At 57.7% G+C, this 11,668-nt stretch carries 12 protein-coding genes; 8 read left to right on the top strand and 4 right to left on the bottom strand.

Features of this window, described 5'->3' with window-relative positions; genetic code table 11:
• Positions 1 to 89 precede the first annotated feature (89 nt).
• The 4 genes from KOL70_RS20145 (at position 90) to rlmM (ending at position 3,113) form a co-directional block, all read left to right on the top strand.
• Complete coding sequence (locus tag KOL70_RS20145) at positions 90 to 314, top strand: YgdI/YgdR family lipoprotein (RefSeq protein WP_010616412.1); 225 nt, start codon at positions 90 to 92, stop codon at positions 312 to 314.
• A gap of 342 nt (positions 315 to 656) precedes the next feature.
• Positions 657 to 1,574, top strand: a complete 918-nt coding sequence (locus tag KOL70_RS20140) for a transcriptional regulator GcvA (protein ID WP_010616414.1) — start codon at positions 657 to 659, stop codon at positions 1,572 to 1,574.
• 50 nt (positions 1,575 to 1,624) lie between these two features.
• The gene (locus tag KOL70_RS20135; RefSeq protein ID WP_021507384.1) at positions 1,625 to 2,020 is read left to right on the top strand and encodes a DUF423 domain-containing protein; all 396 of its coding nucleotides are present in this window, start codon (positions 1,625 to 1,627) and stop codon (positions 2,018 to 2,020) included.
• On the top strand, positions 2,013 to 3,113 hold the full coding sequence (gene rlmM / locus KOL70_RS20130) for a 23S rRNA (cytidine(2498)-2'-O)-methyltransferase RlmM (RefSeq protein ID WP_021507383.1): 1,101 nt from the start codon (positions 2,013 to 2,015) through the stop codon (positions 3,111 to 3,113). Before KOL70_RS20135 ends, rlmM begins: the two co-directional genes overlap by 8 nt.
• 611 nt (positions 3,114 to 3,724) lie before the next feature.
• On the opposite strand, the gene xni is transcribed toward rlmM, so the two are convergent.
• The 3 genes from xni to queF form a co-directional block, all read right to left on the bottom strand.
• Complete coding sequence (xni, locus tag KOL70_RS20125; protein ID WP_215481468.1) at positions 3,725 to 4,492, bottom strand: flap endonuclease Xni; 768 nt, start codon at positions 4,490 to 4,492, stop codon at positions 3,725 to 3,727.
• A gap of 38 nt (positions 4,493 to 4,530) precedes the next feature.
• Positions 4,531 to 5,895, bottom strand: a complete 1,365-nt coding sequence (gene ppnN, locus KOL70_RS20120; protein WP_021507381.1) for a nucleotide 5'-monophosphate nucleosidase PpnN — start codon at positions 5,893 to 5,895, stop codon at positions 4,531 to 4,533.
• A 186-nt stretch (positions 5,896 to 6,081) separates the two neighbouring features.
• Positions 6,082 to 6,927, bottom strand: a complete 846-nt coding sequence (queF, locus tag KOL70_RS20115) for an NADPH-dependent 7-cyano-7-deazaguanine reductase QueF (RefSeq protein ID WP_058757052.1) — start codon at positions 6,925 to 6,927, stop codon at positions 6,082 to 6,084.
• A 62-nt stretch (positions 6,928 to 6,989) separates the two neighbouring features.
• Here queF and syd point away from each other — a divergent pair, with 62 nt between their 5' ends.
• From syd to KOL70_RS20095, 4 genes are all read left to right on the top strand, one after another.
• Positions 6,990 to 7,538, top strand: a complete 549-nt coding sequence (gene syd, locus KOL70_RS20110; RefSeq protein WP_215481467.1) for a SecY-interacting protein — start codon at positions 6,990 to 6,992, stop codon at positions 7,536 to 7,538.
• A gap of 588 nt (positions 7,539 to 8,126) precedes the next feature.
• On the top strand, positions 8,127 to 8,453 hold the full coding sequence (locus KOL70_RS20105) for a YqcC family protein (RefSeq protein WP_136547242.1): 327 nt from the start codon (positions 8,127 to 8,129) through the stop codon (positions 8,451 to 8,453).
• Positions 8,453 to 9,232, top strand: a complete 780-nt coding sequence (gene truC, locus KOL70_RS20100; protein WP_215481466.1) for a tRNA pseudouridine(65) synthase TruC — start codon at positions 8,453 to 8,455, stop codon at positions 9,230 to 9,232. The genes KOL70_RS20105 and truC overlap by 1 nt, the downstream gene beginning before the upstream one ends.
• Positions 9,233 to 9,244: 12 nt before the next feature.
• A complete protein-coding gene (locus tag KOL70_RS20095; protein WP_132467001.1) occupies positions 9,245 to 9,691 on the top strand; it encodes a flavodoxin in 447 nt (148 codons plus the stop codon).
• A 125-nt stretch (positions 9,692 to 9,816) separates the two neighbouring features.
• Here KOL70_RS20095 and garD read toward each other — a convergent pair whose 3' ends face one another.
• Positions 9,817 to 11,376 (bottom strand): galactarate dehydratase, encoded by a 1,560-nt coding sequence (garD, locus tag KOL70_RS20090; RefSeq protein WP_021507374.1) that lies wholly within the window; start codon positions 11,374 to 11,376, stop codon positions 9,817 to 9,819.
• Between the last annotated feature and the right edge of the window lie 292 nt (positions 11,377 to 11,668).

Below are 11,668 nucleotides of genomic sequence, written 5' to 3'. Positions count from 1 at the left end.
TCGGTCTGTTCCAGTCGATCGCTCTGTTTGCTGCCACTGGTCAGCGCACGCGGGTGGTTTAATGCAATCAATCTGCAAGGAGATAGAAGATGAATAAACTCGCCGCAGTGCTGGCCGTGTGCACCATGGCCTTTACCCTGGCCGCCTGTTCCAGCAACTACGTCATGCATACCAATGATGGTCGCACCATTGTTGCGGATGGCAAACCAAAAGTTGACGATGAAACCGGTATGATCAGCTATAAAGATGCCAATGGCAACGAGCAGCAGATTAACCGCTCAGATGTGAAAGAGATGGTGGAAATGGGCCAGTAAGCCCGGTAAGCAGGTAAAAAAAAGCACCGCAATTTGCGGTGCTATTTAAAATCACTATGGACAGACAGGGTAAATCTACAGGAATTAAAAGTTTGATCTGCAATCGTCAGATCAAAATGCAAACACAACATCACGACCACAAGCCAAAAGCTCTCTAAAAGTCTGCGATCTCTCGCACGTTTCCAGAAATCTTTTCGTTCCGGCTCAGGAAGTGCGGCAACTATAGGTATTTGCTGGAGCTTCCTCAACGGACAAATTATAATGTCTCGGATTAAAAAATCTAATACGTAACGACTTTGTATAAGTTGCAGTGTTACGCAGTCAATCCGGGTACGGAAAACCATGTCAAAACGCCTTCCGCCGCTTAATGCTCTTCGCGTCTTCGACGCTGCGGCCCGTCATTTGAGCTTCACCAAAGCCGCTGAGGAGCTGTTTGTGACCCAGGCGGCTGTAAGCCATCAGATTAAATCGCTGGAAGATTTTCTCGGTCTCAAGCTGTTTCGCCGGCGCAATCGTTCGCTGTTACTGACTGAAGAGGGTCAAAGCTACTATCTCGATATCAAAGAGATTTTTTCGGCACTGAACGATGCCACGCGCAAGCTGCAGGCGCGCAGTGCCAAAGGGGCACTCACCGTCAGCCTGTTGCCGAGTTTCGCCATTCAGTGGCTGGTTCCGCGCCTCTCCAGCTTTAATCTGGCTTATCCGGGCATTGATGTGCGTATCCAGGCGGTAGACCGTGATGAAGAGAAGCTGGCCGACGATGTCGACGTGGCGATTTTTTACGGCCGCGGCAACTGGCCCGGTTTGCGGGTAGAAAAATTGTATGCCGAATATCTGCTGCCGGTGTGCTCGCCGCTGCTGCTGACCGGCGACAATCCGCTCAAATCACCGGCCGATCTGGCGCATTTCACGCTGCTGCATGACGCTTCACGCCGTGACTGGCAATCCTATATTCGTCAGCTGGGCTTGCAGCACATTAATGTTCAGCAGGGGCCGATCTTCAGCCACAGCGCCATGGTGCTGCAGGCGGCGATCCACGGCCAGGGTGTGGCGCTGGCCAATAACGTGATGGCGCAGAGTGAAATTGAGGCCGGACGTCTGGTCTGTCCTTTCAACGATGTCTTAGTGAGTAAAAATGCTTTTTATCTGGTTTGTCATGACAGCCAGGCAGAACTGGGTAAAATAGCCGCCTTTCGGCAGTGGATTCTGGAAAAAGCCGCAACTGAACAAGAAAAATTCCGCTTCCGCTACGATCACTAACGCGTTACCTGCCGCACAGTGATGTGCGGTTTCACCTTGAGGATAAATGAATGTCCAGTCGTGCCATGTTTATATTTGCCGCCATCAGCGGCTTTCTGCTGGTGGCGTTTGGTGCTTTTGGGGCGCACGTGCTGAGTAAAGCGCTCGGCGCGGCCGAGATGGCGTGGATCCATACCGGCCTTGAATATCAGGCGTATCATACGCTGGCGATTATCGGTATTGGCGCAGCGATGCTGCGTCGCGCCAATATCTGGTTTTACTGGAGCAGCGCCGCGATGGCGCTGGGTATCGTCCTGTTCAGCGGCAGCCTGTATTGTCTGGCGCTGTCGCACCTGAAGTTTTGGGTGTTTGTTACGCCGGTTGGAGGCCTGTGCTTCCTGATTGGCTGGTTTTTGATGTTGATTGGCGCGCTGCGTCTGAAACGAAAGGCAGATCGCCATGAATAAAGTTTTACTCTATTGCCGCCCGGGATTTGAGAAAGAGTGTGCGGCAGAAATCAGTGCCAAAGCAGCGGAACGCGAAATCTACGGTTTTCCGCGCGTTAAAGATGACGCCGGTTACGTGCTGTTTGAGTGCTATCAGCCGGAAGAAGCGGAAAAACTGATCGCCACGCTGCCGTTCGCGGAGCTGATTTTTGCCCGGCAAATGCTGGTGGTGGGCGAGCTGCTGCGCGATCTCCCGCCGGAAGATCGTATTACCCCGATCGTCGGCATGCTGAGCGGCGTAGTGGAGAAGGGCGGCGAGCTGCGCGTTGAAGTGCCCGACACCAATGAAGCCAAAGAGCTGACCAAATTTTGCCGAAAGCTGACGGTACCGCTGCGCGCCAGCCTGCGCGACAGCAAAATTCTGCTGAATTATGAGAGCAATAAACGTCCGGTGGTGCATGTGTTCTTTATCGCGCCGGGCACCTGCTACGTTGGTTATTCGCTGCCGCACAACAACTCGCCGTTTTACATGGGCATTCCGCGCCTGAAGTTCCCGGCCGATGCGCCAAGCCGCTCTACGCTGAAGCTGGAAGAAGCATTCCATGTGTTCGTGCCGGCCGATGAGTGGGACGAACGGCTGGGCAGCGGCATGTATGCGGTCGATCTTGGTGCCTGCCCCGGCGGCTGGACCTATCAGCTGGTGAAGCGCAGCATGTGGGTCTACGCGGTGGATAACGGCCCGATGGCGCCGAGCCTGATGGATACCGGACAGGTTACGCACTGCCGCGAAGACGGTTTCAAATTCCGCCCGCCGCGCAGCAACATCAGCTGGCTGGTGTGCGACATGGTGGAAAAACCGGTGCGCGTCGCCAGCCTGATGACCGAATGGCTGGTCAACGGCTGGTGCCGTGAGGCGATCTTCAACCTCAAGCTGCCGATGAAAAAGCGCTATGAAGAAGTCACGCAGAATCTGGCAATGATGGACGCGGCGCTGAAGGAGAAGGGCGTAAACGCGCAGATTCAGGCGCGCCAGCTGTATCACGACCGCGAAGAAGTGACCGTGCATGTGCGCCGGATTTGGGCGGCAGTCGGCGGACGGCGCGACGAACGCTAGGCCTGCTTCATACTTTGCACTATCGCGGCGCTGGCTGCACCTGCTTCATACTTTGCACTACCGCAGCGTTGGCTGCGCCTGCTCGCCCCGGTCACATACTAATGTATGCTCCCGGGGACTCCCAGGCTTGCCGCCTTGCGCTAGCACAAATTATTTCGCAGATTGGCTGCTTCGTATTAATGCAGGTAACTGCAGGCCGCATAACATTTGTAGCGGCGCGATTCATCGCGCAATAAATTGCGCCGCTACCAAAACCGCAACCGGTGTGGAATGGGGCTATAACTTGCCTGACCAGCTCGGGCTTGCCGTCCTGCGGTGGCACAAATTATTTCGCAGAACTTCTGCTTCATTCTTTGCACTATCGCGGCGTTGGCAGCGCCTGCTCGCCCCGGTCACATACTAATGTATGCTCCCGGGGACTCTCAGGCTTGCCGCCTTGCGCTAGCACAAATTATTTCGCAGAAATTAGCTGCACTAACCCGTAGCGGCGCGATTCATCGCGCAATAAATTACGCCGCAACCAAAACCGCAACCGGTGTGGAATGGGGCTATAACTTGCCTGACCAGCTCAGGCTTGCCGTGCTGCTGTAGGGGCGCCATTCATGGCGACCTCAATGACGCGCCGGACCCTGATACCGCAGCGTATTTAAATTCCCCTGCAACACCAAATCCCGCTTCAGCGTTGACACCTGTCGGCACACCTCGGCGATCGCGCGGTGATCGCGTAACTTCTTCTGCCACTTCTCAGGTACCTGATCCAGCTGCTGATACAGCGCCTCGAGCGAACCAAACTGCAGCAGCAGTTCCCGCGCGCTTTTCGGCCCGATGCCGGGCACGCCTGGAATTTTGCTGCTGCTGATACCGCATAAGCCCCAGTAATCCGCCAGCTGGGCCGGCGCGACGCCGAACTCCTGTTCGATAAACGGCACGTCCAGCCAGCGCTTCTGAAAATAATCGCGGATGCGGATGCTCGGTGCCAGCAGCTGGCAGTAACCTTTATCGGTGGAAACGATGGTGGCCTGATGACCGGCGTCGGCCATCTTCACTGCCAGCGTCGCGGCCAGATCGTCCGCTTCATCATGTTCGGCAACCCAGCAACTGACACCGCTGGCCTCAAAGGCCGCCTGCAGCGAGGCCATCTCCTGCTGTAAATCATCCGGCATCGGCGGGCGACCCGCTTTGTAGTCCGGCAATAACTGATGACGCCAGCCAGGCTGTCGGTCATGGCTGTCAAACACCGCCACCACGTGCGTTGGTCGCGTGTGGCCCAGCAGCTGATGCAGCGCCGCCACGCAGGCCTCACGACAGGGCGAACCCTGCACCGCATGCAGGCGGCGGATCAGATTGAGCGCGTCGATAATAAGCAGATGAAGCGACATAGTGATACCGGCAGCCCGCAGGCTGCCTTCCTGATGGGTTATTTGATGATTTCGTAGCAGGGGATGTAAGCGCTGCCGGGCAGCTTCATGCGCTGCTGCGCGACGAAGCCCTGCAGCAGTTCGTCCATGCGGTGCATCAGATCGGCATCGCCTTGCAGCTGATACGGACCTTTTTCCCGGATTTCGCGGATCCCCATCTCTTTGACGTTACCGGCCACGATGCCCGAGAAGGCACGCCGCAGATCCGCCGCCAGTTTTTCCGCTGGCTGATTCGGGAACAGCTTGAGGTTGGCCATATTTTCGTGGGTCGGCAGGAACGGCACCTGCAGATCCGGTGCAATGCGAATCGACCAGTTGAAGCTGTAGGCATCGCCGGTTTCGCGGCGGTACTCTTTCACCTGCGGCATGGCTTTCTTCATCAGACGCGCCACTTCCGCAGCATCATCAATGATGATTTTGTAATGCCGGCGCGCGGCTTCACCCAGCGTATTAACGATGAAATCATCCAGCACGCGGAAGTAATCGGCGCTCTCTTTTGGCCCGGTGAGGATCAGCGGCAGGACCTGGTCGCTGTTCTGCGGATTCATCAGAATGCCCAGCAGATACAACAGCTCTTCTGCCGTGCCCACGCCGCCCGGGAAGATCACGATGCCGTGCGCGATGCGCACAAAGGCTTCCAGACGCTTTTCGATATCCGGCATGATGATCAGTTCATTCACCAGCGGGTTAGGTGGCTCCGCAGCGATGATCGACGGTTCGGTCAGGCCGATAAACCGGCTGTCGTGATAGCGCTGCTGTGCATGGCCTACCGCTGCCCCTTTCATCGGCGCTTCCATCACGCCCGGACCACAGCCGGTACAGATGTTCAGTTCGCGCAGGCCCATCTGGGTCCCGACATTGCGGCAATATTGATATTCGACCGCGTTGATGGAGTGACCGCCCCAGCACACCACAGTGTTGGGATATTCGCCCACGTGCAGCGCGCGTGCGTTGCGCAGAATAGAGAACACCTGATTGGTGATGTGCGCGGAGTCGGTGACGTCCTGATTTTGTAAACGATCCGCCGCCGAGAGCTGACCGTTAACAAACAGAATGTCGCGCAGTACGGCAAACAGGTTCGCCTGCAGCGAACGGATAATCCGGCCGTCAACAAACGCCTCTTCCGGCGGGTTGATCAGCTCCAGTTTCACGCCGCGCTCGCGGCGCAGCACGTTGATGTCAAAGTTTTCGAAGCGGGAAAGCAGTTCGTGGCTACTGTCGGTCTGGCTGCCGGAGTTGAGTACCGCCAGCGAACAGTTGCGAAACAGCTGGTAGAGATCGCTGCTGGCAGTACGCTTCAGCATGTCGACTTCCAGCTGGGAGAGCAGATCCATTGAGCCAAGCGGGCTGATATGTGTAATCAAGAGAACTCCTTTACACGCAAATGCGTGACTGATGACGCTGCGCTTAACCCGTTGAGCGCAGTGACGAAAATCCTTCGGTAAGCACGCTGTCGCCCTCGCGCCTGTACCAGAGTACCGTTGTCGGCCGCGAATGCTCAAGTGGAACCGCGCATCCGTGCGGCGGCCTGCGAGACATCTCGCAATCTGCTACTGGCGCACCAGGCGGGAGTAGCCCGGCGTGAAGGGGACATTGCTGCGCCACGGATTGATATCCAGCCCGCCGCGCCGCGTGTAGCGCGCGTAGACGGTTAATGCTGCTGGCTGACAAAAGCGCTGAATATCGTTAAAAATACGCTCGACGCACTGCTCGTGAAACTCATTGTGCTGGCGGAACGAAATCAGATAGCGCAGCAGCGCTTCGCGATCGATACGCGGGCCCTGATAGCGAATCATCACCGAGCCCCAGTCCGGCTGATTGGTGATCAGACAGTTCGATTTCAGCAGATGGCTGACCAGCGTCTCTTCAACCACTTCGCTGCCCGTTGCGCTGGCGAGGTAATCAGCGTTAAAGCCGTAATCGCTGATGGTGATATCCTGCTCGTCGATGACATCGCCAGCGAAGTGCCCGATCGGCTGACCTTCCACTTCGCTCAGGCGAAACAGCGCCACGCTGACCTGGCCGTTAGCGCAGGCGCTGAGATCGCGCTCCAGCGTTTGCCGCACGGCGCCCCAGTCGGCGAAAATCGTCTGGTTAAAGCTGTTAAGATAGAGTTTGAAGCTTTTGGACTCGATCAGATTCACGCTGTCGGCGCTTAGCACTACTTCGCCGACCGCGACCTGCGGTACGCCTTTGCTGTTTAGCCAGGAGAGTTCATACAGCGTCCAGATATCTGCGCCGTGGAACGGCAGGTTATCGGGATAAAGCCCGAGCGGCTCGCGATTCAGGCTGCGCGGCACCGCCTGCAGCAGCGTGTTATCGTAGCGATCAACATACGCGGTGGGCTTACCCAAAGTCAGGCCGCTCAGCGCCGTATCCCGGTTTTCAGAAGACATAACGGTTACCACTAAAATCCATCAAAGGGAGTCAGTGTAACCGATCACCAGCGAGAAGATGAATGATGCAGCAAACCGCAGAAGCCCTGCGCGATTTTACCGCCCGTTATGTAGCGCACTGGCAGCAGCAGCACGGCCATTTTCCCGCCAGCGCAGAGCTGTACGGCGTGCCGTCGCCCTGCATCATCAGTGAACTGGATGAGCGTGTCCTGTGGCAGCCGAAGGACTTTACCCTGCCAGCCTCGCTGGCAGCCGTTGAGCGCGCGCTGGATATTCAGCTGCAGCCGGACCTCACCACGTTCTACACCACGCAATTTGCCGGCGACATGCACGCGCAGTTTGCACAGCAGCCGCTGACGCTGCTGCAGGTGTGGAGCGAGGACGATTTTACCCGCCTGCAGGAGAACCTGATTGGTCATCTGGTGATGAAGCGCCGTCTGAAACAGAGCCCGACGCTGTTTATCGCCACGACAGATTCGGAGCAGGATGTTATCGCGGTGTGTAATCTGACCGGCGAGGTAATTGTGGAGCAGCCGGGAACGAAAAAGCGGCAGAAACTGGCGGTGGATATTCAGACATTTCTTAATGCTTTACAACCGGTTAGTTCTTGAGTTGCAGACTTTTCTCGCAGCCCATGTAAGAGATCTCTCACAACTGTTGTGCGAGATCGCCAGAACATTGCGCAGACTTCCGGAAGTCCGCAATGTAAAAATATTGTGAATCATGCAGTTATGGCATCAATCCGAAAATACAGACATGGCTTAATCGTTTAACGGCGCTTACTGACTTGTTATTGCGATGGTTTCTGCCAGAATAGTCACCACTGGCAGGAAGCCACGGATTGAGAGACGTTCAGGAGAATGTCAGCCAGGCGGCAGGAACGTAACGGAGTTTACGTCACAGGGAAGGCTTCAGGATGAAGCAGGACACTCCGGAGTGAGTAAAGGACACCTCCAGGATGGAGAATGAGAGCCACGCGGGATGTGGCGGGCCAGGATGCTAAGGACCAATGTCACGATGACGGGCGACGGAAAGCGCAGGAACAGTTGTCAAGGATGAGCAGGGAGCACAGCGGTGGCGGGAATGCTGCAAACGAACCGGGAGCACTGTAATCACAGTGCTCCCTTTTTTTATGCCGTTTTTGCGCGCGCACCCACTAATGATATGCTTGCCGCCCCTTTTTGACGCGGAGGTAGCGTATGTCGACGCACCTGATTATTCAGCGGCTGCAGCAGGTCGAAGCGGTGATGCGCGAACACGGCCACTGGCAGACGCACGCCCCGACGGCGGAAGCCTTTAATAGCACGCAACCTTTCTGTCTTGATACCCTGCAGCCGCTCGAATGGCTGCAGTGGGTCCTGCTGCCGCGCATGCAGGCGCTGCTTGACGCCGGCGCCGCGCTGCCGCAAAACTTCGCCGTTACGCCTTATTATGAGATGGCCCTGCCGCCCACCACGCCGGGCCATGCAGCGCTGCTGCTGACGCTCAGCCAGCTTGATGCGCTGTTTGCGCCGCCGGACGCCTGATGCTGGAGATCATTTATCAGGATGCATGGCTGGTTGCGGTGAATAAACCGGCGGGCTGGCTGGTGCACCGCAGCTGGCTCGATCGCAAAGAGAAAGTGGTGGTGATGCAGACGGTGCGCGATCAGATTGGTCAGCACGTATTTACCGCGCATCGCCTCGATCGTCCCACGTCTGGCGTGCTGCTGATGGGGCTCTCCAGCGAAATCGGGCGGCTGCTGGCGCAGCAGTTTGAACAGCATCAGATACAGAAGACCTATCACGCAGTGGTGCGCGGCTGGCTGGACGGTAGCGCAACGCTGGATTATCCGCTGGTGGAAGAGCTGGATAAAATTGCGGACAAGTTTGTCACGGAACCGCGCGCGCCGCAGCCGGCGGTCACCGATTATCGCGCGCTGGCGCAGGCGGAACTGCCGGTGGCTATCGGCAAGTACCCCAGCGCACGTTATACGCTGGTTGAGCTGTCGCCGCACACCGGGCGCAAGCATCAGCTGCGACGCCATATGGCGCACCTGCGTCATCCGATTATTGGTGACAGCTCGCACGGCGATCTGCGGCAGAACCGCGGTGCCGCAGCCCACTTTGGCATGGATCGACTGATGCTGCACGCCAGTGCGCTGACGCTAACGCATCCGGTGACCGGCGAACCGCTGGTGATTCGCGCCGGGCTGGATCGCGTCTGGCAGCAGATGCTGCAATCGTTTGGCTGGCAGCAGCAACTGTCCGAGGTGCCGAGGGTTGAGTTTGCCGCTGAGGCAGTCCAGGATAAGCCGACAGAATAAAGGAGCGGCAAAATGGCAAAGATTGGCATTTTTACAGGTACGGTGTACGGCAACGCGCTGCTGGTTGCCGAAGAGGCGCAGCCGGTGCTGGAAGCGCAGGGGCATGAGGTGAAGGTGTTTGAAGATCCGTCACTGGCCGACTGGCAGGCTTACAGCAATGAGGTCGCGTTAATTGTTACCTCGACCACCGGGCAGGGCGATTTTCCGGACAATATCGCGCGGCTGTATGTGCAGGTGCGCGATGAGCTGGGCTATCAGCCTGAGCTACGCTATGGCGTGATTGCTTTAGGCGACAGCAGTTACGACCATTTCTGCGGGGCCGGTAAGACCTTTGATGCCACGCTGCAGGAGCAGCAGGCGCAGCGTATTGGCGAGGTGCTGCTGGTGGATGCGACGGAAAATCCGGAGCCCGAGTCAGTGACCACGCCGTGGGTGGAGAGCTGGGGTAAGTTGTTGTAAATCAGGCCCTCACCCTAACCCTCTCCCGCAGGCGGGAGAGGGAACAGCCTGTGCGCGTGGGGGCTGCAGGGATGAAACTTAATGGTTCACCCGAACAGCTTCTTCTTCCGCCAGGTTTGCGCACATCACGTCACCGGTGCCGGATTGAATACTGCCAGCTGGTTACGTATTCCCCAGCGATCTGACCACGTCTGTTTACGTCCGCTGGCGATATCCAGAATCAGCTCAAACAGCCGCCAGCCGACCTGTTCAATACTCTCTTCACCCGTCGCGATGGTGCCGGCATTGATGTCCATCAGGTCATGCCAGCGGTTCGCCAGCGCGCTGCGCGTCGCCATTTTGATCACCGGAATTGCCGCCAGACCGTAAGGCGTGCCGCGCCCGGTGGTGAACACCTGCAGCGTAATGCCGGAAGCCATCTGCTGGGTGCCACAGACAAAATCGCTGGCCGGCGTGGCGGCGTAAATCAACCCGCGCTGCGTCGGGCGCTGTCCGGGTGACAGCACTTCGACAATCGGGCTGCGGCCGGATTTGGCAATTGAGCCCAGCGCTTTTTCTACCACATTGGCCAGGCCACCTTTTTTATTGCCCGGCGACGGATTCGCGCTGCGGTCGGTTTGCCCCTGGCTCAGATAATCGTCGTACCACGCCATCTCCTCCAGCAGCCGTTTGCCCACCGCTTCGTTCACCACACGCGGCGTCAGCAGATGGATCGCATCGCGTACCTCGGTCACTTCCGAGAACATCACCGTCGCACCACAGCGCACCAGCAGATCCGAGGCAAAGCCAACCGCCGGATTGGCCGTCACGCCGGAAAACGCATCGCTGCCGCCGCACTGGGTGCCGACCACCAGCGCTGACGCCGGGCAGGTTTCGCGCTGACGCTGATTGAGTTTTTTCAGATGGCGCTCGGCCACCTGCAGAATTTCATCGACCATCGCGCCAAAGCCCACGTGACGCTCATCCTGCAGGCGCACGATATCGCGCTCATCCAGCGAAATGGCCTGTACGTCCGGTGTGCCGGTGAGCAGGCGCTCCGGCTGTAATTTCTCGCAGCCGAGGCTCACCACCATCACTTCGCCGCCAAAATTAGGATTCAGTGCAAGGTTGTGAATGGTACGAATCGGCACCACCGCCGCCGGTGCGTTGATCGCCACGCCGCAGCCATATAAATGGTTGAGCGCCACCACCCCATCGACGTTGCTGTAGCGCGGTAGCAAATCGCGCTCAATCAGCTGCACCACGTAATCCACCACGCCCGCCACGCAGTGCACGCTGGTGGTGATGCCGAGCAGATTGCGCGTGCCGACGCTGCCGTCGGCATTGCGATAGCCTTCAAAGGTGTATCCTTCCAGCGGTGGCAGGGGCGGCGGCACGTTAGTTGCCAGCGGCAGGCTGGCCAGCGGTGGGGCGGCGGGCAGCGCCACCAGCGACTCCTCAATCCAGCTGCCGCGCGCAATCGGGCGCAGCGCTGTGCCAATCACTTCACCGTAACGCACGATGTCGCCATGCAGGGCGATATCGCTCAGCGCCACTTTGTGCCCCTGCGGCACATGCTCAGTCAGTTGCAGACCGTCATCAAAGCGGCTGCCTGCGGGCAATCCCTGATCGTTGACCACTATCGCCACGTTATCGGCGTCGTGCACTTTAATGTAGCGCGGTTTGTCTGTCAGAGGTCGGTTCATTGCTCACCTTCCGGTTCGTCGCACCGGTCATAGCGGTGCGGTTGAAATCACGTCCGTCACATCATCGTTATTTGCCAGCCTCAGTATAAGCAGGGGTATTGGCCCACGCATTGTGCAACTGACTGGCTTTGTGCCGCGATCGGCGCGCAGTTTGGTTCGTTTTACCAAACGCAAGTGAAGAGCCTCACAAAGCGTACGCTTGCTGTTCACTTTTGCAGCAATCTGGCGGCTGGATGGCGGGTTCCGTGAGCCACGCCGCAGCGTTATGGGCAAATGCCACAAAATTGTGCCG

The sequence above is a fragment of the Pantoea sp. B270 genome, assembly GCF_018726825.1.
In the GTDB taxonomy this organism is placed as follows: domain Bacteria; phylum Pseudomonadota; class Gammaproteobacteria; order Enterobacterales; family Enterobacteriaceae; genus Pantoea; species Pantoea dispersa.
This window is presented reverse-complemented; position numbering and strand designations above follow the sequence as displayed.

Excerpts from the sequence above, each read along its gene's own strand:
- KOL70_RS20135 (WP_021507384.1), top strand. The coding sequence starts at position 1,625 with ATGTCCAGTCGTGCCATGTTTATATTTGCCGCCATCAGCGGCTTTCTG.
- KOL70_RS20105 (WP_136547242.1), top strand. The coding sequence starts at position 8,127 with ATGTCGACGCACCTGATTATTCAGCGGCTGCAGCAGGTCGAAGCGGTG.
- KOL70_RS20140 (WP_010616414.1), top strand. The coding sequence starts at position 657 with ATGTCAAAACGCCTTCCGCCGCTTAATGCTCTTCGCGTCTTCGACGCT.
- syd (WP_215481467.1), top strand. The coding sequence starts at position 6,990 with ATGATGCAGCAAACCGCAGAAGCCCTGCGCGATTTTACCGCCCGTTAT.
- truC (WP_215481466.1), top strand. The coding sequence starts at position 8,453 with ATGCTGGAGATCATTTATCAGGATGCATGGCTGGTTGCGGTGAATAAA.
- rlmM (WP_021507383.1), top strand. The coding sequence starts at position 2,013 with ATGAATAAAGTTTTACTCTATTGCCGCCCGGGATTTGAGAAAGAGTGT.
- xni (WP_215481468.1), bottom strand. The coding sequence starts at position 4,492 with ATGTCGCTTCATCTGCTTATTATCGACGCGCTCAATCTGATCCGCCGC.
- KOL70_RS20095 (WP_132467001.1), top strand. The coding sequence starts at position 9,245 with ATGGCAAAGATTGGCATTTTTACAGGTACGGTGTACGGCAACGCGCTG.
- KOL70_RS20145 (WP_010616412.1), top strand. The coding sequence starts at position 90 with ATGAATAAACTCGCCGCAGTGCTGGCCGTGTGCACCATGGCCTTTACC.
- garD (WP_021507374.1), bottom strand. The coding sequence starts at position 11,376 with ATGAACCGACCTCTGACAGACAAACCGCGCTACATTAAAGTGCACGAC.
- queF (WP_058757052.1), bottom strand. The coding sequence starts at position 6,927 with ATGTCTTCTGAAAACCGGGATACGGCGCTGAGCGGCCTGACTTTGGGT.